Genomic DNA, 18,925 nt, shown 5'->3' with positions numbered 1-18,925 from the left:
AGGCCGCCTCGGATCTGATGCGAGGCAATGTAGCAGCCGGCCCGGCGGTGCGAGGGCCATCCCACCCGCACGCCCGCCCTGGGGATTCCCTGAGGCGGCGGCCTGCCCGCGTCGCGGCCGATCCAGCTATAAACCGCCCTCATGGCCATCGTGGACTCCTGGACTTCGGCGCGCGCGGCAAGGCAGGTGCTGGCCTTGGCGCGCAAGCTCCTGTCCGAGCGCGGCCAGGCCAACAGCCTGGGCCTGGCGCAGGACCTGATCGGCCGCATGGGCGCGCTGCCCGCGCCCGCCTGGCCGGCCGTCTTCGACAAGCTGGCCGCCGATTTCAATCCCGAGCCGGCCGCCGTGCTGCGCGCCGCGCAGGCCTACGCCGACGCGCCCGGCACCGAGACGCTGCGCGCGCTCACCGAGCTCAGCGAACCGCCGCGGCAGGAGCTGTTCCGGCGCCTGAACCGGGCACCGGGCGGCACCGGCACCCTGGTGCGGATGCGGCGCCGGCTGCTGGAAGGCCTCAAGGCCCATCCCGACTGGCGCATGGTCGACGCCGACCTGCTGCACCTGCTGTCCTCCTGGTTCAACCCGGGCTTCCTGGAGATGCGGCAGGTGGACTGGAACTCCCCCGCGCGGCTGCTGGAGCAGGTCATCCACCACGAGGCGGTGCATGCGATCGATGGCTGGGACGACCTGCGCCGGCGCCTGCTGCCGGACCGGCGGCTGTTCGCCTTCTTCCATCCGCAGTTGCCCAACGAGCCGCTGATCTTCGTCGAGGTCGCGCTGCTGGCGGACATGCCGGACGCGATCGCGCCGCTGATCGCCAAGCGCGCCGAGCCGCTGCCGGCCAGCAGCTACAAGACCGCCGTCTTTTACTCGATCAGCAACTGCGAGCCGGGCCTGCGCGGCGTGTCGCTGGGCAACTTCCTGATCAAGCGCGTCGCCGAGCACCTCAAGCGCGAGCTGCCGCGGATCAAGCAGTTCTGCACGCTGTCGCCGCTGCCCGGCTTCGCCGCCTGGCTGCAGGGCCTGTCGTCGCTGGAGGAGCTGGCGGGCCTCAAGCCGGCGCAGCGCGAGCGCGCCGCGCAGGCGCTGGAGCGCGTGCGGCACCACACGGCCGCGGCGCTCGCGGGGCCGGCCGCGCTCGAGGACGAGGCGCTGCAGGCCGACCTGCGTCAGCTCGCCGCCGTCTACCTGATCGGCCAGACGCCGTTGCCCGGCGGCGATCCGGTCGCGCGCTTCCACCTGGACAACGGCGCGCGGCTCGAGCGCCTGAACCCCGGGGGCGACCGCTCCGCCAAGGGGCTGAAACAGTCGCACGGGATGATGGTCAATTACCTGTACGACCTCGACCGGATCGAGGAGCACCACGAAGCCTTCACCCAAGGGGAAATCGCCACCGCGCGCGCCGTCAGCGGACTGCTGTGAGCCGGCGCCGCGCCGTCCCCCACCGATGCCACATCCCGATTTCCCCCCATCGCCTGCCCTTCATCACGACACCACCGCCCGCAGAGGCCCAGAGGAGACCGCCATGACTTCGACTTCCCCGTCCCGCCGCCGCGTGCTCGGCGCCGCCACCCTGGCCGCCGTCGGCGCGAGCGCCTTCGGTGCCGCGTTCGCGCCGTCGGCCTTCGCGCAGGGCGCATGGCCGAGCCGGCCGGTCACCATCGTCGTGCCCTTCCCGGCCGGCGGCGGCACCGACGCCTTCGCGCGGCCGCTGACCGCGGTGCTGACCAAGCAGACCGGCAAGCAGTTCATCATCGACAACAAGGGCGGCGCCGGCGGCACCGTCGGCGCGACGCTCGCCTCCAAGGCCGCGCCCGACGGCTACACCTTCTTCATGGGCGCGGTCCACCACGCGATCGCGCCGGCCATGTATCCGAAGCTCGAGTACAAGCTGGAGGAAGACTTCGTCCCCGTGGGCCTGATCTCCAGCGTGCCGCAGGTGATCGTGATCAACCCGGGCAAGGTCCAGGCGACCGACGTGAAGGGCCTGCTGGACCTGCTGAAGAAGAACCCCGGCAAGCTGAACTACGGCTCCGCCGGCAACGGCACCTCCCACCACCTGGCGGGCGAGCTCTTCAAGCTGCAGACGCAGACCTTCATCACCCACATTCCCTACCGCGGCGCCGGTCCGGCGCTGCAGGACCTGATGGCGGGCCAGGTCGACCTGATGTTCGACGGCCTGGGCTCGTCGGCGGCCCACATCCGCGGCGGCCGCATCAAGGCGCTGGCGGTGGCCTCGGCCAAGCGCGCGCCCGGTTTCCCCGACATCCCCAGCGCCGTCGAGGCCGGCATCCCGCAATACCAGGTCTCGACCTGGTACGGCCTGTGGGCGCCCAAGGGCACGCCCAAGGAGGTGGTCGCCGCGATGCAGGCCGAGCTGCGCAAGGCCTTCGCCACCGAGGAGCTCAAGACGATCTGGACCGGCCTGGGCACCGAGATGCCCAACCTCTACGGCGACGCCTTCGGCAAGTACGTGCATGGCGAGGTGGTGCGCTGGGCCGACGTGGTCAAGCGCTCCGGTGCGAAACTGGATTGATGCTCCCTGCCTGACTCCCGCCGACGGACATGACACCCAACGCCAATCTCTTCGCGGCACTGCGCGCGAACTTCTCCGACGACCTGGACGCCTGCGCGATCGAGCTGGCCGACGGCCCCGATGCCGGCCAGCGCTACAGCTGGCGCGACATCGACCGCGCCACGGCGATGATCGCCAACCTGCTGGACTCGCTGGACCTGCCCGCCGGCAGCCGTGTCGCGGTGCAGACCGAGAAAAGCGTCGAGGCGCTGCTGCTCTACCTCGCGGTGCTGCGCGCCGGTTATGTCTACCTGCCGCTGAACACCGGCTACCAGGCGGCCGAGCTCGAGTACTTCATCGGCAACGCGGAACCGGCCGTGGTGGTCTGCGCGGGCAAGCACTTCGGCTGGATCAGCAAGCTGGCCTTCCAGGCCAAGGTGCCCTGGGTGTTCACCCTCAACGAGGACCGCAGCGGCACGCTGCTGGACCGCGCGGTGCAGATGCCCGACAGCCACCAGGTGGCGGCGAAGCAGCCGGACGACCTGGCCGCCATCCTCTACACCAGCGGCACGACCGGGCGCAGCAAGGGCGCGATGCTCAGCCACGGCAACCTGCTGTCCAACGCCGAGGTGCTGCGCCATGCCTGGGGCTGGCAGGCGGACGACGTGCTGATCCATGCGCTGCCGATCTTCCATGTGCACGGCCTGTTCGTCGCGTCGCACGGCGCGCTGCTGGCCGGCGCGCGCATGCTCTGGTTCAACCGCTTCGAGCCGCGCGCCGTCATCGCGCGCCTGTCCGACGCGACGCTGTTCATGGGCGTGCCGACGCTGTACGTGCGCCTGCTCGAGCAGGCCACGCTGACCGCGGACGCCTGCGCGCGGATGCGGCTCTTCATCAGTGGCTCGGCGCCGCTGCTGATCGAGACTTTCCAGGAATGGCAGCGCCGCACCGGCCACACCATCCTGGAGCGCTACGGCATGAGCGAGACCGTCATGCTGACCTCCAACCCCTACCGGGCCGAGGACGGCCCGCGCCGCGGCGGCACGGTGGGCTTCCCCTTGCCGGACGTGGGCCTGCGCGTCGTCGATGACGCCGGCGCGCCCTGCCCCAGCACTGGCGAGGGCGAGATCGGCCACATCCAGGTCCGCGGGCCGAATGTCTTCGCCGGCTACTGGCGCATGCCGGAGAAGACGAAGGAGGAGTTCACCGCCGACGGCTGGTTCAAGACCGGCGACGTCGGCCGCCGCGACGAGCAGGGCTACGTGACGATCGTCGGTCGCAGCAAGGACCTGATCATCAGCGGCGGCTACAACGTCTACCCGGCCGAGATCGAGGGCTGGCTCAACGAATTGCCGGGCGTGGCGGAGTCCGCGGTGGTGGGCGTGCCGCACCCGGACTTCGGCGAGGGCGTGATCGCGGTGGTCGTGCCGCGCGCCGGCGCCAAGCTGGACGGCGCGACGCTGATCGCGTCGCTGAAGGACCGCATCGCCGGGTTCAAGGTCCCCAAGCGGGTGTTCGTCGAGACCGAGCTGCCCCGCAACGCGATGGGCAAGGTGCAGAAGAACCTGCTGCGGGACCGGCATCGGGCGCTGTTCGGCTGACATCGGCCGACAATCCCGCCCCATGAGCACGCCCCCACCGCTCCTCGACAACACCGCCTGCCCGCGCTGCGGCGGCGGTTTCCATTGCGGCGTCGAGGACGGCTGGTGCGCCTGCTTCGGCACGCGCCTGGGGGAGGACCTCAAGCGCGACCTGGCGGCGCGCTGGCCCGGGCAATGCCTGTGCCTGAAATGCCTCACGGAACTGGCCCGCGACGACCCCGGCAGCCATGTGCCTGACGTGCCCCGAACAGGGCCGCCGGTGCCCCCTTTCTGAGCGTTTGAACCCCGGCGCCGCGCGTCCAAAATGCCGCGGATGGCCCCTTCCCTGTTCAGCCAGTCGGTCGCCGAGCGCCTGCGGATGCGGCGCCTGCTGGTCTACGGCCCTTTCCTCGCGCTGGGCCTGGTGCTGGTGGTGATGTGGGCGCTGGTGCTGTGGTTCGCGCTGCTGTATCCGCGCTCGCTGGTCGAGGACCTCCAGCAGGACCTGCATGCGATCGCCCTCAACGCCGCGCAGGACACCGAGCAGCTGCTGCGCGAGACCGAGGGCAGCCTGCGCACGCTGGACCTGCTGCTGATGACGCGCCGCAACGAGCGGCAGGACCTGGACGCGACGGTGTCGCTGCTGGCCGACTCGCTGCGCGACAACTCGCGCGGCCTGACCGACGTGATGCTGGCCAGCCCGGAGGGCCGCCTGTGGCGCATCCCCTCGGTGACCGGCGAGCCTTACGTGGACCTCGGCCCGAAGAGCTTCCTGTCGGAACTGGGCCGGCCCGGCGGGCCCAGCGTCATCGTCGGCGCGCCGCTGCGGCTGCGACCGGGTGCCCACTTCGTAATGCCGATGGCCACCCGGCTGAGCGCGCCCGCCGGCCCCTTCACCGCCACCGTCGGCTTCATTGATTTGGAAGCGCTGCTGCGCAGCTACCGCGCGCGCTCGATGCGCTCGGGCATGGCCGTGCTGCTGGAACGCGACGACGGCATCGCGATGGCGCGCTGGCCGGAGGTGCCGGGACTGATCGGCAGCAACCTGCGCGAGGTGCCCGGCGACGAGGTGGTGCCGCCCCACCCACCGGCGAGCGGCCAGTTCATCGTGACCCGCAGCCCGGCCGACGGCCGCGAGCGCATCGTCTCCTACCGCATGCTGCAGGACTATCCGCTGCGCCTGTTCGTCTCCTTCGAGCGCGACCGCATCCTCGCCGGCTACCTGCAGCAGCGCCGCGCGGTGCTGGTCTTCTCGGTCGTCATCAGCGCGATCGCGGTCGGGCTGATGGCCTGGTTCACCCGGCTGCAGCAGCGCGCGCGGCTGCGCGAGGCGGAGAGCGAGGCCACCGCCGACGCCTCGCCGATGGGGCTGTTCCGCTGCGACCTCGCCGGCCGCACCGTCTACGCCAACGAGACCTACCTGCGCCTGCTGGAGGTCGACCGCGACGCGCTGGCCTGGGGCTGGCTGGAGCGGCTGCCGCCGGCCGAGCGCGAGCCCACGCGCGCGCAATGGGCGGCGCTGGTCGCGCGCGGCGAGCCGGTGGACCGCGTGCACCAGCTCATCCGCCGCGATGGCAGCGCGCTGCTGGTGCGGCTGCGGATGCGGCCAATGCGGCTGGGCGACCGCATCGTCGCCCATGCCGGCACCCTCGCCGACATCAGCGCCGAGCTGGCCGCACGCCGCGAGCGCGAACGCAGCCAGGCCGTCATGGGCGCGATGGCGCAGAGCGTCAACGTCATGATGCTGGCCGTCGACACCGACGAACGGGTGCTGTTCTGCAACAAGGCCTTCGAGCGCCGCTTCGACATCCCGGAGCGGTCCTGGCTGGGCCGGCATGCGTCCGAGGTCTTCGACGAGCTCTACCCGGCGGTGCAGCCGCTGATCCAGCGCGCTTTCGCGGGCGAGACCAGCGTGGTGGAGATGCGCGACGACGACGGCGTCAGCCGGCCCATGCCGCTGGACGGCGACGATCGCGGCGAGACCCGCTACGTCGAGCTCACCTATGCGCCGCTGCTCAACGACGACGGCACCATCCTCGGCGCCTACGGCGTGGCGCGCGACGTGACCGACGTGAAGCAGGAACAGCTGCGACTGCTGCGCGCCTCCAACACCGACCCGCTGACCGAACTGCTCAACCGGGCCGGCTTCGCGTCGCAGGTGCACGCCGCGCTGGGCCGGGCGGTCGACCGCGACGAGCTGGTGGCGCTGCTCTACCTGGACCTGGACCGCTTCAAGCCGGTCAACGACGAGCACGGCCACCCGGTCGGCGACGCGCTGCTCAAGGCCGTCGCCGGACGGCTGCGGCATGCGCTGCGGCCGCAGGACCTGGTCGCCCGCCTCGGCGGCGACGAATTCGCGGTGTTCCTGACCCACGTCGCCCGGCCCGTCGACGCGCAGGTGGTCGCCGACAAGCTGGTGCATGCGCTGACGATGCCGTTCCGCATCGGGGCGCTGGAGCTCCACATCGGCACGAGCGTCGGTTTCTGCGTTGAATGGGCCCGGCAGGCCGACATCGACGACCTCGTCACCCGCGCCGACGAGGCGCTCTACCGCGCCAAGCGCGCGGGCCGGGGACGGTCCAACGGCAGCCTCTGCGCCGACCGGCTCGGGCCGTCCGGCGAGACGCCGCCCGCAAGCCGGGGCTGACCGCCGAGGAGCGGGCTCAGCCGCATTGGCCGAAGTCGGCCGGATCGCGGCCGTTCAGGCCCGCCGTCGGCGTCGCAGCGCCGTGTTTCAGGCGCATCAGCGTCATCTGCAGCACCTTGGCGTCGGCGCTGGCGCGGTGACGGCGCAATTGCGCCTCGGCGCGTACTTCCTGCTGCACCGCGTTCCAGCGGCCGGCCTCGTCCTCGGACAGCAGCCGGCGTAGGTCCTCGAGACGGAAGCGCGGCAGCCGCCCGGCGCTGTCGAAGAGCTTGGACAGCCAGCTGTAGTCGTGGCCCCAGCTGTCCGAATAGACCGTCTGCCCGGCCAGGCGCCGGTTGAGTTCGTCCGCGACCCACTCGCGGGGCCGGCCATGGCGCAGCAGCAGCTCGCGGGAGATGCCGTGCAGCGCCTCGGCCTGCTCGTCCCAGTGCGACCACTCGGGCGCCGGCTGGATCAGCGAGCAGAACGGCAGCCCGCCCGGCTCGACGAAGCCGATCTCGATCGGATAACTGCCGCGACCGAAGCCCGAGGCTTCCAGGTCGAGGATGGTCGGCGCGAGCACCGGGACGGCGGCAGGCAGGGCAGCGACGGTCATGGGAGCGAGTATGCAAGCGGCGCGCCAGCCCCGGCCGTCGTCCCTCCTCAGATCAGGGGACGGCCGGCGCGGCGGTCGGCGCGGGCGAGGACGGCGGATCGACCGCATCGCCGTCGCCGCTGTCGCCGCGATCCCGGCCGCGGCGGCGCTGCAGCGCATGCCAGCCGTCCAGGCCGCCGTCCAGCGCCAGCACCCGCGCATGGCCGCGCTGGAGCAGTTCGTGGGCGCCCTGCACCGCGGAGATCTCGTTCGGGCAGTTGCAGTACAAGACCAGCAGGCGGTCGTGGGGCAACTGGTCGGCGTAGTCGGGCAGGCGCGTCAGCGGGATGTTGAGCGCGCCGGGCAGCGTGCGCGGATCGGCGGCGCGACCGGGGTCGCTGCGCACGTCGATGAACAGCGGCGCCATGTCCTGGTCGACCAGCGCGGCGGCGTCCTCGACGCTGATGCGTTCGACCTCACCCTGCAGCCGCGCCATCTGGCGGCGACGGCGCCAGCGGTTGCCCACCAGCAGCAACAGCACCGCGCCGAGCGCCGCCAGCGCCAGCAGGCCGGCGTTGGACAGCGCGTCCAGCACGTCCTGGATCTGGTCGCTGAAGACCAGGCCCAGGCCGAGGAAACACAGCGTCCACACCAGGCCGGCGACGGCGTCGTAGGCGACGAAGCGCCGCCAGCCCATGCCCAGCGCGCCGGCCATCGGCGCGGCGACCACCGAGATGCCGGGCAGGAACTTGGCCGCCAGCAGCGAGCTGCCGCCCCAGCGCGCGATCAGGCTCTCGCTCTGGCGCACGCAGACGTCCGGCGACAGCGAGACGCGGCACAGCAGCCGCAGCACGCGGTGGCCATGGGTGCGCCCGGCGATGAACCAGATCGCGTCGCCCAGCACGTTGGCCAGCACCGCGGCCACGACCAGCGACAGCGCCGACAGCCGCCCCGCCGCCGCCAGCCCCCCGGCCACCACCAGCAGCGGCGCCGCCGGCAGCGGCGCGCCGATGCGCGCGGCCAGCGTCACGAGGAAGACGAGCAGGAAGTCGTGCTGGATCAGCAGGTCGATCAGGGCGCGCATGCGGCGCATTGTCGCGGCTGGCGAGGACTCCGGTCGGCGGTGGGGCGATTGGGCGATTGGGCGATAGCGCGAACGCCGCGCGCCCCGCCGGCTCAGGACGCCAGCCGCTGCGGCGCCGGCCGGGCGACGAAGGCGAACTGCACGTACTTCGTCTCCTCCAGCTGCCGCCCGAACAGCCGGAAGGCGAGCCGCCGCTTGATCGACGGCGTGTACCACTGCTCGTTGATGCCCTGCACGCTGAGCACCTCGTAGCCGCACTCGTCGAACATCCTCATCGCGCTGGTGCGAGTGAAGAAGCGCAGGTGGGTGCGGTCGCGGACGCCGCAGCGCTCGTAGCGGAAGTCGCGGTCGTGCAGCAGCGGCCAGATCGTGTCCAGGTGCAGCAGGTTGGGCAGCGAGGCCAGGACCACGCCGCCGGGCGCCAGCAGCGGCGCGGCGTGGTTCAGCGCGGCCCAGGGATCGGGCATGTGCTCGAGCACGTCGTTGAAGACGATGGCGTGGAAGTGCGCCTCGGGCAGCGGCAGCGTCGGGTCGAAATAGCCTTGCAGCACGCGGTCCAGGTGCTGGCCGGCGCGCTCGGCGGCGCCGGCGTCGGGCTCCACGCCCCAGACCTCGGTGCCGGGGCGCGCCGTCTTGACCGCCTCGCCGAACGCGCCGGTGTTGCAGCCGACGTCCAGCACCCGCAGGCAGTCCGGCGGCAGGAAGGCCAGCATCTCGCGCCGGGCGATGTGGGGGTAATCGATGCGAACCAGCGGACTGGCGGAATGGGCGGCCGGCATGGGCGTCTCCTTGGCGGCAGGCACCGCGGCGGTGCGGGCAGCATAGTCACGCCCGGCCGCCGACAACATCCTTTGCTTTCGGGACAGGAAAGTCCCGAGGCGCTAACGGCTCGCGGGCCGGTGCCTGCGGGGCTGCAGCTCGCGGGCTGCAGCTCCCGCCGAGCATGGTCGCGCTCGCCTGGGAGGTCGCAGAGCCGGCCGCGATCACTCTGGCTCGCGCCGCGCGAGGGCGGGCTCGCCGGTCAGAAGCTCGTCCAGTCGTCGTCACCGGCGAGGACCGGCTCGGCGATCTTGCGAGAGGCCGGTTTCGTCGGCACCACCAGCAACTCGGGCGCCGGCGCGCCCCGTCTCGCCGGGGTCGCCGTGGCGGCCACGACACGGATGACCGCGTTCGCCGCCGCTGCCGTCACGGGCGCGGGGGCGGGCTTGCGTGACACCCACGACGTCACCGGGGCTGCCCGTGCCGGCTCGGCGCGCGGGTTGTCGCGGCGCAACGCGGGCGCTGGCGACGTGATGGCCGCAGGACGGCTCGCCTCGAGCGCGCGCGGCAACTGCTTCGCCTGCGGGAACTGGTGACCAGGCCGCACTTGGCGGTCCTGCCAGGCCGGTTTCTCCTGCCCGTCCCGCTGCACTGCCTGCACGGGCTGCGCGGGGCGCGGCGGCTGTCCATCGGTGCGGAACACCGCGACCGCGCCGACCATGTCGATCGCCTGGCGCTTCATGCTGTCCGCCGCGGCGGCGCTCTCCTCGACCATCGCGGCGTTCTGCTGCGTGGCGCGGTCCATCTGCGTGATGGCTTCGCCGACCTGCGCGACGCCGGCGCTCTGCTCGACGCTGGCAGCGCTGATCTCGCCGACGATGTCCGACACCTGCCGGATCGCGCCGACCACCTCGGTCATCGTGGCGCCGGCCTGGTCGACCAGCCCGCTGCCCAACTCGACGCGGGCGACGCTGTCGCCGATGAGCTGCTTGATCTCCTTGGCGGCACCGGCCGAGCGGCTCGCCAGGCTGCGGACCTCAGCGGCGACGACGGCGAAGCCGCGGCCCTGCTCGCCGGCGCGGGCGGCCTCGACCGCGGCGTTGAGGGCCAGGATGTTGGTCTGGAACGCGATGCCGTCGATGACGCCGATGATGTCGGCGATACGGCGGCTGCTCTCATGGATGCCGCGCATCGTGTCGACCACCTGGCCCACGACCTCGCCGCCGCGGGTCGCGACCTCGCTGGCCTCGCGCGCCCGCTGGTTGGCCTGCTGGGCGTTGTCGGCGTTCTGGCGCACCGTGGCGCTGAGCTGCTCCATCGAGGCGGCGGTCTCCTCGAGCGCCGCGGCCTGTTCCTCGGTCCGCGACGACAAGTCGTTGTTGCCCTGCGCGATGCGGGTGCTGGCGTCGGCGATCTGCTCGGCGGAGCCCCGCACCTGGCCGATCAGCGCGAGCAGTTGACCCTGCATCGCCCCCATCGAGGCGAGCACGCTGGCCGCCGGCGCTTGCGCGGCGCCTTCCACCGGACGCAGGTCGCCGTCGGCGATGCGGCGGGCGGCGTCGGCCAGTTGCGCCGGCTCGGTGCCAAGCGCGCTCATCAGGCGGCGCGTGATCAGCCAGCCCAGGCCGCAGGCGGCCGCCACGGCGCAGAGGCTGAGCAGCGTCAGCCACCAGCGCTGCGCCTGGTACTGGGCGGTGGACGCGGCGATCTCCTCGTCGGCCGCACGGGCGGCGAAGTCGACGTACTCGCGTGTGGCGGCCAGCAGCGCCGCCAGCAGCGGGCGGCAGTCACGGGTCATGGCGGTCATCGCCTCATCGCGCCGGCCGGAGGACGCCAGCTCGACGATGTTCGCCGCGACCGGGCCATAACGCCCCTCCACCTCCAGGAGACGCGCGACCAACTCGCGTTCGCGGGGACTGGCGTCAGGCGCGGCGGCCACCGCGTCCTTGAGCTTGCGCAGGTGCTCGCCGATCGCCGAGTGGGCGTCGAGGGCCATCTTTCGGGCGGACTCGACGTCCGCCGCCTCCTTGACGATCACCATGTCCCGCACGCCGATGGCGCGGCGGTTGGCGGCGATGCGCACGTCGACGGCCATCGATTCCCGTTCATCGATGCCGTGCACGAAACCGGCGAACCGCGCATCGGCGGCGGCGAGGCCGCGCAGCGCGACGACGCTGACCAGCATCACCGCCGCGACCAGCGCGGCGAAGGCGAACGACAGCTGCTTCTTGATGGAAAGACCATTCATGGATCTGCTCTTGAGACAAGCGGCGCCGGGAGGCGCGGGCGGTCGCGGTGGGCGGCCGATCAGTCTGGCGGCATGGGTTGATGAAATGATATTTTTGAAATCGTCGCTGCCGATATCACCACTTCGGACGAGCGTGACGCAGTACGGAAGGGGGGGGCCGGCCCCCGCGAACGAGGGGAGGAGCACCGTGATCGGTGTCACGGCCCGGGAGATCGGGGGCTCGCCTTCTCGTCTGAATGGTCGTCCACGGTGTCGTTCGGGAGCGCGGCCCGGGGGGCCTGACACGGGGATCGCGAGGGGGTTGGCGGGCGCGAAACGAGCGTCCGTGCCGCTGCGCTACGATCGCCCGATAGACCGTGAGCCTGTCATCCCGAAGTCTTCGCCTGGTTTTCCTCCGACGGACGCCGTGCAAGCCCTCGCCTTGATTGCTTGGCGACTCTGTTCGCGCCGCATGTCGCGGCGCGACACGCGCGGAGGTGTTCCATGCCTGTCCCCCAAACCCTCGACGAGCTCCGGGTGTCGTTGCGCCAAAGTGTCGATGCCCTGCAAAGACGCCAGGCCAGCGAGATCCCCGAACAGCTGATCGACCGGCTGGTGGATCTGGACTGGCTGGAATGGCATGGTGGCAATTTGCGTCTCACGACCACCGGGGCCAACATCCACCGTCAGGAGATCGTCCGCGTTCGCGCCCTCGCCGAGTCGTCCTCAGGCTCCTCGATCACCCCCAACCTCACGGAGGCCACCATCGCTACCCCGAACTACCAGTACGAGAAACGTCAACGCGAACTCGCCAAGAAAAAGAAGAAGGAAGAGAAGGCCCAGCGCAAGGCTGCTGGCTCGCCGCCCGCGCCTGCGTCGGAGACCCCCGACGGCGAGAAGCCCGGCCCGGCCTGAGCGCCGCGGTCCTTTTGGTGAGCTAGTTCGCGTTGCCGACGGCATCGCGAGAGGCCGTTAGGAATTGGTGCTGACTCGCGGTGGGGGGTCTGGGATCCTCCGCCGCCTATGTCCACGTCCCGCCTGGCCTCCCTCAGAGGCGTCGCCTTGCTCGCGGCGCCCTTCCGCCGCATGGCCCGGCTCCTTTCGACCGACGTGCGCCTGGAGCGCAAGGGCCGGCGTATCGGCATCCGCGTGGCGGCCCCTCCGCCCGAGCCGTCGCCGCCGGACAGCAGCGCCCTCGAGGCGCAGAAGGCCACCGGCATCGCGCTCAAGAAACTGCTCGACACGCATCGCCAGACACGGCGGGTGATGCGTCATCTCGGCTACGTCGAGCGCGCACTGGCGGCCCGTGGCCAGGAAGCGCTGAACGATCTGCCGGTGGAAGTGATCGCGAAGGCGCTGAAGCAGTTCGAAGCCCTCGTCAGCAACTGGTCCGATCCCGTGCTCGCGACCCTGCGGTCGCAGATGGCGGTGGCCGTCTTGCGCCGGTCCGACGACCCGCTCCATGGCGACGCGCCCGACCGACGCTCCGAGTTCTACACGGATTCGCGGCTGGAAGTCAGGGATGACTCGCCGTCGGCGTTCATGGAGTTCGAGCGCGCATTCCACGGCAAGGATCTGCGCTCCTGAGAGCGCCGGCCGGCGCGACGCGACACCGGCCAGAGGCGCCTTCGCCGCCCACCCCCAGCGTCGGCCGGGAGCGGGCATTTGTGCCTCAAGGCTCCGAGATGCGGCCCAGCAGCGCCTGCGCCGGCGCGCCATCCGGCTGGGCCAGCCAGTTCAGGCGGTTGCCGCCCGTGCAGCCCGCGCCGTCCTGGAAGGAGGCGAGCACATTGGCCGCCGTCACCACGCTGCGCTGGTAGCAACTGCCCAGGCTGTCTTCGTAGGTGACGGTCTGGCTGCCCTCCTCGCCCCCACGCTGCGCGGGACCGCCGGTGCTGCTGAAGAGGAGCGCCGATTTGACGGCCAGCGTGTTCCTGAACGCGCTGTGGAAGGCATCGCCCCCGTTCACCGTGCGGGACACGTCGGTGCGGAAGTCCTGCGCGGCCGTGGCGTCCTGCCGGTTCTTGTCGCCGTCATAGGTGTAGTCCATGTCCAGCGGGTAGCTCAACGCGATCCGGTCGACGGTCCGGCGGCCGCTGCCCTCCGTCGTGACGGTGGCCGTGCTGGTGGTCCTCTGCGTCAGCGCTTGGCGGTAGATGGCGCCTGCGATATTGAATTTCTGCTGGTTGCTGAACGTGAGGTCGTGCTGCACGGTCGTGGTGACGCGGCCGTTGGAGGTGTTGACGTAGCCCGTGACCGCATAGCTGTGAGCCGCCGTCACCCCCAGCGTGCCGCCGATACTGCTGTCGGCGGCCGTGGTGATGCCGTTGCTCGTGACGGGGGGCGCCAGCGCCGCGCTCGCCAGCGTGTTGCTGCTCAGGGCCCCGCCGGTCTGGCTCGCGGCGGCGTCCTGGTAGACCAGCAGACTGCCGACGACCGCGAAGTGATCCTGCGCGCCCTGCACGGAGATGGCCACGGTGTGCGGCGTGCCATCGCTCAGCGCACCGGCGAAGGGGGTGAGGTCCACGCGCGAGGGGACGAAGGACAGCGTCTCCGCGCCTGGCGTCGGCCGCCACAGGCCCGGATCGACGCCGCCGGTATAGACCCGCGGCACCACCGGCGCCAGGCCGGCCGGCTGCCCGTCGATGCGGACCAGCACTTCGCGGAAGCTGCCGCCGCCGCAACTCTGCAGGACCTGCGCCTGGTCGTCGGGCACGCAGGTGTACCAGAACTCGTCACCCCCCTGACTCTCCGCCTGAACGTCCAGATAGAGACGCACCATGTTCGTGGGCAGCGACATCGTGCGCTGCAGCGCATCCGCCGCGGACTTGAGATTGGCCGGATCGCCCGTCTTCAGGTCGCCCGCCAACGGGATCACGAGGTCCGCAGCCCGAGTGCTGGCCGCATCGGCCGAGTTGCCCGCCGGATAGAAGACCAGCCGCGCCGAGCCCGTCAGCACGCCGGTGTAGGTCGTGTCGACAACGTTGTCCAGACGCACGAAACCATCGGCCGAGGCGGTCAGGGCCTTGGCGTAGTCGGTGACGTCGCGCTCGACATGCCAGCTCGGCGCCACGTTGGCCGAGGGCTCCTGCGTGGTGCCGGCGTAGAGGTTGATGCCGCCGATGGAGATCAAGGCGGTACGGTCGAACTGGCGGCCGGCGTTGACGGCGAAGTCCGCTTCCAGCACCACCTTGGCCCAGGGACCGGGGCAGGCGCCCGCGCCGGCATAGGCGAAGGAGTGGGCGTCGAAGCCCTGGAAGCTCATGCCGTCATACAGCTTGACCGTGCAGGCCGCGGTCGTCGGCCGCGGCAGCGGCGCATCGGCGACGACGACACCAGCGGCGCTCGCGGCCGGCGCGAACGCCGCCACGGCCACCAGATCGCCCGGGGGCGGGGCGGCGGCGTCGCGGCCACCGCCGCAGGCGCTGAGCAGACACAAGGGCACGCACACGGCGAGTGCGTGCAGGAACCGGCGCTGCCGGGGCGCTCGAAGCGCCGAAGGGGACGGAAGGAAGAAGGACATCGGGAAGATCCAGGTCAATGACGAAGAAGGTCGCGCGTCAGGCGACCAGGGATCGGGCGCAAGACCTGTGCCACGCCGAAAGGCAGCGTCTGTCGTCCAGGGTTCACCAAGACGGGGCTTGTGCGTCGGTGTGTGTCAAGCCTGTTACCCACACTGCCCCACAAACCCGCAGGCGGTGCAGAACTCGCACCCATCACGATGGATGAGCGTCGAGTTCCCGCACTCGGGACACTTCTTGCCAGCCATCGCGACGATGCCGCCGGCCTCCGACGCTGAACGCGCCACCGCGCCCGCCTTGCCCACCTTCAGCGGCGCCTGCTGCATCAGCCCCATGTCCACGAGCGGATAGCCGTTCTCGTCGAGCACGCCCAGCATCGCGTAGCGGTGGATCACCAGCCGCGCGACGTAGGCCACCGTCGAGGGCCACACCTGCTGTCTGCGCTCGCCCGACAGCGTCGGCACCGGCGCCATGAAGTGGCCGAGCGGCTCGCCCACATTCAGCAGCTTGCGCAGCTTCATGCCGATCCAGCCCGGATCGAGCACGCGCATGTCCAGCGACAGCAGCCGCGCCAATCCATCCAGCGCCTTCGGATAGTTCCCCGAGAAGCCCATCGCGCACGGCCGCGTGACGCTGCCGCCATCGGGCGTGGGTAGGCTGACCTCCTTCAGCGTCAGCGTGAACAGCTCGCCGGTCGCGGGGTTGTCGACGTCGACCGCCCACGCCAGCGTCCCCGCCGTGCCGGTGCGCGGTTCCTCGCGCGAGAACATCGCGTCGAGCACCGGCGTCGGGCCGCCTTCCTGGAGCGCGCCGAGCTGCTCGCAGCGCCAGCGGATCACCGCGGCGGTCGCCGCCACCACGCCCGGGAACAGCCGCGGCTCACCGAGCGGCGGCATCGGCATCTCGAAGGCGCGCTCCTCGGCGACGGTGGCCAGCGCGTCGAGCTTGAGCCGCAGCCACGCGGCATCGTTGGCGCGCAGGTCCATCGACAAGGTCTTGGCCATCGCACCGAGCCCGCGCGGCTGCTCCGCGCCATTAACCCAGACCTCGAAGGGCAGCGTGCGGCCGAACAGGCCGGCGTCGGGCCCCTCGGCCGGCAACTCGCCGACGAACAGCGCGAAGTCGCCATGCGGGTGGCGGATCATCGTCGACCACGCGGGATTGCCGCCGGGCATCTCGGGCCGGCTCGGCCAGCGCAGCGAGGCCAGCACCGGTTTGGGCAGCCGCTCGACGCGCAGGCGCTGATTCGGGCCGGTGTCCGCCTTCAGCGGTTCGGGCTTGGCGATCGGCTCGACGCTCAGCACCGCGCCGAGCACGCTGTTGGGCCGATAGGTCGCGAGCCCCTTCAGGCCGCTCTGCCAGGCCCAGCGGTAGAGGTCCTGGAAATCGGCGTAAGGATAGTCCGCCGGCACGTTGACGGTCTTGGAGATCGAGGTGTCGATGCACGGCGCGACGGCCGCGACCATGGCCTCGTGATCGGCGGCCTGCAGCTCGAGCGCGGTGACGAAGGCGTCGGTCAGCGGCGCGTCGGGGCCGAAGAGATGGCGGTAGAGCCGCCAGGCATGGTCCTCGACGGCGTACTCCTTGAAGCTGTTGTCCGGCATCCGCTTCTTGCGGGTGTAGCTCCAGGAGAACGCGGGCTCGATGCCGTTGCTCGCGTTGTCGGCGAAGGCCAGCGAGATGGTGCCGGTCGGCGCGATCGACAGCAGGTGCGAGTTGCGCAGCCCTTGCGCGCGGATCTTGTCCTTCAGCCACGGCGGCAGCCGCGAGGCGAAGTTGCCGCCCGAAAGATAGAGATCCGCGTTGAACAGCGGGAAGGCGCCGCGCTCGAGCGCGAGGTCAGCGGAGGCCTCATAGGCGGCATCGCGCATGACCTCGCTGATGCGCCGCGCCATCGCGCGAGCCGCGTCGCTGTCGTAACGCAGGCCCAGCATCACCAGCGCATCGCCGAGCCCGGTGAAGCCCAGGCCCACGCGGCGCTTGTTGGCGGCCTCGCGGGCCTGCTGCGGCAACGGCCACGGCGTCACGTCGAGCACGTTGTCGAGCATGCGGGTGGCGGTCTTGCAGATGTCGGTGAACTCGGCCTCGTCGAAGCTGGCCTGCGAGGTGAAGGCCTGTCTGACGAAGGTCGTCAGGTTGATCGATCCCAGGCAGCAGCAGCCGTAGGAAGGGAGGGGTTGCTCGGCACAGTTGTGGACCATCAGGCCATTCGCGTCGAAGGCATGGACGTGCTCGACGGTCACGTCGTAGACGGCCTCGACGCCATCGGGCTCGATGGAGGCGACGGTGGCGACGAAGCGCTCCCGGTTGGGACGCCGCTTCTGCGCCGCCAGGCGCTCGGCCAGCCGCCGAGCCTTGGCCGTGTCCGCGAAGTCGATACGATCGGCGAAGAGCTGGAGGTTGTCATCCGCGATCAGGAGCGTGGCCTGGCCGTCCACGGTTCGCCTCGTCGACGCAACACCGAATCGGAGCAGCATCCGCTGCACGTCCTGCACGAGCAAATGGTCCAGCGATCGCAGCGTCACTGCCGGTGCGGCGCTCACCGCTGCCGATTCGCCAAAAAGACTGCGCAAGTAGGCAGACTGCGCCACGGACGCCGCCGCTTCGACCGACCGGGGGACGCCGCCCCCGCCTGCAGCGACGGCAACACCATTGGCCAGCGCCTTGATCTCTTCATCCGCGATGGCAGTCCCTCTCCATCCGGCAAACGCGCGATGGTCGTGCAGCACGATCTCGTCACCTGGCTGGAGCGCGCCCGCGGCTGTCCAGTCCAGGTCCACGGTATCGCCTCGCCGCTTCAGCACTCTCCTCACCAAGTGATTCGCCGTCAGCCGCAGCGCGTGGCCCTCACGCGTCTTCAGCGCGAGCACCGGCTTCACCCCGGTCGGGAAGAAACCCGCGGACTCCGTCCGATACGCCTTGCCATCGACGATCGCCAGGAACGGCGTCCCGATCAAGTCCGCCACCTGGCGCGGTCCGTCCCCCGTCAGCACCCAGGTCTCCGCGGTCACGCACGGATTCGTCGCGCTGATCGACTCGCAGTAATGCAGGTTGTTGTCCGCATTGATCCGGTCCAGGAAGAGCACGCCCGGCTCGGCGTGGTCGTAGGTGGAGCGCATGACCTGGTCCCACAGCTTGCGGGCCCGCATCCGGCGGTAGACCCACAGCCCGTCGGCGCGCTGCGTCGCGCCGGCGGCGCGCAGCTTGGCGCCGGGCGCGGCCTTGTGCACCAGCTCGATGTCGGCATCGGCCTCGACCGCCTCCATGAACGCGTCGGTCACACCCACCGAGATGTTGAAGTTCTTCAGGTCGCCCTGGTCCTTCGCATGGATGAAGGCCTCGATGTCCGGGTGGTCGCAGCGCAGCACGCCCATCTGCGCACCGCGCCGCGAGCCGGCCGACTCCACCGTCTCGCAGCTGCGGTCGAACACCCGCATGTAGCTGATCGGGCCGGATGCGCTCGACTGCGTCGACTTGACATATGCGCCCTGCGGCCGGATCCGCGAGAAGTCGTAACCCACCCCACCGCCGCGCCGCATCGTCTCCGCCGCTTCCGTCAGCGCGGTGTAGATGCCGGGGTGGCCGTCCTCTTCCTCGGCGATCGCGTCGCCCACCGGCTGGACGAAGCAGTTGATCAAGGTGGCCGACAAGGCCGTGCCCGCCGCCGAGGCAATCCGCCCCGCCGGCACGAAGCCGCGCCGCTGCGCCTCGAGGAACTTCGCCTCCCAGTGCGCGCGCTGCTCCGGCGACTCCGCCGCGGCCAGCGCCCGGGCCACCCGCGCCCGGACCTCGTCCAGACTGCGCTCGCCGTCCTTGGCGTACTTCTCGAGCAGCACCTCCGCGCTGATGTCCTGCGGCGGCAGGGTGTCGACCGTGGCCTGCAGGGGCGAGGCGGCCGGAACCGGCGGCGACAGGTGCTGGGGGGCGGGCTGCTGGCTCATGCGGGTCTCCATCGAACGACGCGGGCCATCCTAGTCCCGCCCCGGCCGGCCCGTCTCCCCCAGGCCACGAATCCGTCATC

At 71.1% G+C, this 18,925-nt stretch carries 13 protein-coding genes; 7 read left to right on the top strand and 6 right to left on the bottom strand.

All coding sequences use genetic code 11. The features are described from left to right. The first annotated feature begins 141 nt into the window (after positions 1-141). The 5 genes from FHT37_RS22215 (at position 142) to FHT37_RS22195 (ending at position 6,739) form a co-directional block, all read left to right on the top strand. A complete protein-coding gene (locus FHT37_RS22215) occupies positions 142-1,419 on the top strand; it encodes a malonyl-CoA decarboxylase domain-containing protein (RefSeq protein WP_183484719.1) in 1,278 nt (425 codons plus the stop codon). 103 nt (positions 1,420-1,522) lie between these two features. Further along, positions 1,523-2,533, top strand: a complete 1,011-nt coding sequence (locus FHT37_RS22210; protein ID WP_183484716.1) for a tripartite tricarboxylate transporter substrate binding protein — start codon at positions 1,523-1,525, stop codon at positions 2,531-2,533. 29 nt (positions 2,534-2,562) lie between these two features. Then, entirely contained in the window at positions 2,563-4,113 is a 1,551-nt protein-coding gene (locus FHT37_RS22205) for a malonyl-CoA synthase (RefSeq protein ID WP_183484713.1), read from the top strand. 22 nt (positions 4,114-4,135) lie between these two features. After that, on the top strand, positions 4,136-4,387 hold the full coding sequence (locus tag FHT37_RS22200) for a cysteine-rich CWC family protein (RefSeq protein WP_183484710.1): 252 nt from the start codon (positions 4,136-4,138) through the stop codon (positions 4,385-4,387). Positions 4,388-4,426: 39 nt separating this feature from the next. After that, complete coding sequence (locus FHT37_RS22195) at positions 4,427-6,739, top strand: diguanylate cyclase domain-containing protein (protein ID WP_183484707.1); 2,313 nt, start codon at positions 4,427-4,429, stop codon at positions 6,737-6,739. Positions 6,740-6,755: 16 nt separating this feature from the next. Here FHT37_RS22195 and FHT37_RS22190 read toward each other — a convergent pair whose 3' ends face one another. The 4 genes from FHT37_RS22190 to FHT37_RS25725 form a co-directional block, all read right to left on the bottom strand. After that, complete coding sequence (locus FHT37_RS22190) at positions 6,756-7,334, bottom strand: hypothetical protein (RefSeq protein ID WP_183484691.1); 579 nt, start codon at positions 7,332-7,334, stop codon at positions 6,756-6,758. A gap of 52 nt (positions 7,335-7,386) precedes the next feature. Then, on the bottom strand, positions 7,387-8,397 hold the full coding sequence (locus tag FHT37_RS22185; RefSeq protein ID WP_183484688.1) for a VTT domain-containing protein: 1,011 nt from the start codon (positions 8,395-8,397) through the stop codon (positions 7,387-7,389). A gap of 92 nt (positions 8,398-8,489) precedes the next feature. Next, positions 8,490-9,176 carry a bifunctional 2-polyprenyl-6-hydroxyphenol methylase/3-demethylubiquinol 3-O-methyltransferase UbiG gene (locus tag FHT37_RS22180; RefSeq protein WP_221211196.1) on the bottom strand — a complete coding sequence of 229 codons (687 nt, stop codon included), beginning with the start codon at positions 9,174-9,176 and terminating at the stop codon, positions 8,490-8,492. Positions 9,177-9,418: 242 nt separating this feature from the next. Then, a complete protein-coding gene (locus FHT37_RS25725; RefSeq protein WP_183484685.1) occupies positions 9,419-11,404 on the bottom strand; it encodes a methyl-accepting chemotaxis protein in 1,986 nt (661 codons plus the stop codon). Positions 11,405-11,887: 483 nt separating this feature from the next. Here FHT37_RS25725 and FHT37_RS22170 point away from each other — a divergent pair, with 483 nt between their 5' ends. Both FHT37_RS22170 and FHT37_RS22165 read left to right on the top strand, forming a co-directional pair. Further along, entirely contained in the window at positions 11,888-12,298 is a 411-nt protein-coding gene (locus FHT37_RS22170) for a hypothetical protein (protein WP_175538127.1), read from the top strand. A gap of 108 nt (positions 12,299-12,406) precedes the next feature. Continuing rightward, on the top strand, positions 12,407-12,970 hold the full coding sequence (locus tag FHT37_RS22165) for a hypothetical protein (protein ID WP_183484682.1): 564 nt from the start codon (positions 12,407-12,409) through the stop codon (positions 12,968-12,970). Positions 12,971-13,055: 85 nt separating this feature from the next. On the opposite strand, the gene FHT37_RS22160 is transcribed toward FHT37_RS22165, so the two are convergent. After that, entirely contained in the window at positions 13,056-14,906 is a 1,851-nt protein-coding gene (locus FHT37_RS22160) for a peptide-N4-asparagine amidase (protein ID WP_183484679.1), read from the bottom strand. A gap of 144 nt (positions 14,907-15,050) precedes the next feature. Next, positions 15,051-18,845, bottom strand: coding sequence for a ribonucleotide reductase N-terminal alpha domain-containing protein (locus FHT37_RS22155; RefSeq protein ID WP_183484676.1), 3,795 nt, complete (start codon positions 18,843-18,845; stop codon positions 15,051-15,053). Between the last annotated feature and the right edge of the window lie 80 nt (positions 18,846-18,925).

Source organism: Mitsuaria sp. BK037 (assembly GCF_014193045.1).
Lineage (GTDB): Bacteria > Pseudomonadota > Gammaproteobacteria > Burkholderiales > Burkholderiaceae_C > Roseateles.
The sequence above is the reverse complement of the archived record's forward strand: the minus strand, read 5'-3'. Positions and strand labels throughout refer to the sequence as shown.

Bases quoted from the DNA above. Each gene is read 5' to 3' on its own strand.
- FHT37_RS22215 (WP_183484719.1), top strand. From the start codon at position 142: ATGGCCATCGTGGACTCCTGGACTTCGGCGCGCGCGGCAAGGCAGGTG.
- FHT37_RS22210 (WP_183484716.1), top strand. From the start codon at position 1,523: ATGACTTCGACTTCCCCGTCCCGCCGCCGCGTGCTCGGCGCCGCCACC.
- FHT37_RS22205 (WP_183484713.1), top strand. From the start codon at position 2,563: ATGACACCCAACGCCAATCTCTTCGCGGCACTGCGCGCGAACTTCTCC.
- FHT37_RS22200 (WP_183484710.1), top strand. From the start codon at position 4,136: ATGAGCACGCCCCCACCGCTCCTCGACAACACCGCCTGCCCGCGCTGC.
- FHT37_RS22195 (WP_183484707.1), top strand. From the start codon at position 4,427: ATGGCCCCTTCCCTGTTCAGCCAGTCGGTCGCCGAGCGCCTGCGGATG.
- FHT37_RS22190 (WP_183484691.1), bottom strand. From the start codon at position 7,334: ATGACCGTCGCTGCCCTGCCTGCCGCCGTCCCGGTGCTCGCGCCGACC.
- FHT37_RS22185 (WP_183484688.1), bottom strand. From the start codon at position 8,397: ATGCGCGCCCTGATCGACCTGCTGATCCAGCACGACTTCCTGCTCGTC.
- FHT37_RS22180 (WP_221211196.1), bottom strand. From the start codon at position 9,176: ATGCCGGCCGCCCATTCCGCCAGTCCGCTGGTTCGCATCGATTACCCC.
- FHT37_RS25725 (WP_183484685.1), bottom strand. From the start codon at position 11,404: ATGAATGGTCTTTCCATCAAGAAGCAGCTGTCGTTCGCCTTCGCCGCG.
- FHT37_RS22170 (WP_175538127.1), top strand. From the start codon at position 11,888: ATGCCTGTCCCCCAAACCCTCGACGAGCTCCGGGTGTCGTTGCGCCAA.
- FHT37_RS22165 (WP_183484682.1), top strand. From the start codon at position 12,407: ATGTCCACGTCCCGCCTGGCCTCCCTCAGAGGCGTCGCCTTGCTCGCG.
- FHT37_RS22160 (WP_183484679.1), bottom strand. From the start codon at position 14,906: ATGTCCTTCTTCCTTCCGTCCCCTTCGGCGCTTCGAGCGCCCCGGCAG.
- FHT37_RS22155 (WP_183484676.1), bottom strand. From the start codon at position 18,845: ATGAGCCAGCAGCCCGCCCCCCAGCACCTGTCGCCGCCGGTTCCGGCC.